The organism is Treponema sp. R6D11 (assembly GCF_054786075.1).
Genome location: NZ_BDHD01000354.1, coordinates 1 through 1,287, shown reverse-complemented (window position 1 = coordinate 1,287; position 1,287 = coordinate 1). Strand labels below are relative to the sequence as shown.

1 pseudogene is annotated in these 1,287 nt (G+C 49.2%); it reads right to left on the bottom strand.

Annotated features, from left to right (window positions below):
* Window positions 1-51 precede the first annotated feature (51 nt).
* Window positions 52-1,164: pseudogene (gene murG / locus ACYVTD_RS13065) on the bottom strand (undecaprenyldiphospho-muramoylpentapeptide beta-N-acetylglucosaminyltransferase).
* Between the last annotated feature and the right edge of the window lie 123 nt (window positions 1,165-1,287).

The window sequence follows — 1,287 nt, the reverse complement described above, 5'->3', positions numbered from 1 at the left end:
AATAGCCCCAATATTCCTAAGAATACAAAGTCAATTACAGAAAAACTCACCTTATCCTCCACCCGTTTTCTTTATCTTGTCGGACAAGGCTTGCGCTATAAATCCCGCCGCGTCTTTTTTCCCTATTTTTAATGAAGCGGCCGCCATAGACGCGCGCTTTTCTTTATCCTGTTCCAAGGTTTTAATAGCGCCTAACAGCGACGTGGGATTTACTTCGCTTCCTTCCAGCACGAGCGCGGCTCCCGCCTTGCGGAAATATTCTGCGTTTTGCCCCTGATCGCCCCTCGTGCCGCTTCCTTCAAGCGGGACAAGAATCATGGGCTTCCCCAAAAAGGCGCATTCCCATATTCCCGCGCCGCTTCTAGAAAGCACAAATTCAGCCGCAGACATTATATGTGGAAGCTCCTCTTTAATAAAGGGAAAAGGTTTATATGTTGCGGTCGCGCCCAAATTCCACTTTTGGCCGGGGCCTATTTGGTGTACGACCGTATACGTTTTTGTAATCTCAGGCAAAGCGGCGCGGATAAGCTCGTTAATTTGAAGCGCCCCCTGACTGCCGCCAAGAACCAGCAAAAGCCTTGCGCCGTCTTTCACGCCAAGAAAAGCCCTGCCCTTTGCCGCGTCCGCGCCGTAAAAAATGTCGCGCACGGGGTTTCCGCTTACAATTACGTTCTGGCGGACTTTTTGCGGGAAAAAATTAGCGGTATCTTCGTAAGCGGTAAAAATATTCCCTTTTGTGCGCAGAACAAAGCGCGCGTTTATTTTTGTCGCCAATCCGGGACTAAAATCGGACTCGTGAGTAAAGACGGGGATTTTTAATGATGAAGCCGCCGCGCAGGGAGGCACGCTTACAAAGCCGCCTTTGGAAAAAAGAAGGCGCGCCTTTTGCTTTTTAAGAATTTTTTTTGCGGAGAAATAACCGGCTATAACCTTGAAGAAATCAACGGCAGTTCTAACGGAAAAATAACGCCTGAGTTTTCCGGAAGGGATGCCGAAAAATTCAAGCCCAGCCGCCTGCACAATGCCGCGATCCATCCCGGCGGAGGAACCTACCCAGAATAACCGAAACCCGCCGCCGAGCCTTTTTTGCAATTAGGCCGCAACAGCAAGTCCCGGGTAAATATGCCCTCCTGTCCCCCCACCGGCAAAAGCAATACATAACATGAGGATATTATATAGTAGATAAATAATAGTGGGTAGTACTACTTCCACGCAAATTCCGCGACGCTTAATACCAACCCAGCGAGGTTCTGTATCTCGGACGGGATAATGATGTTTGTAGCTTGG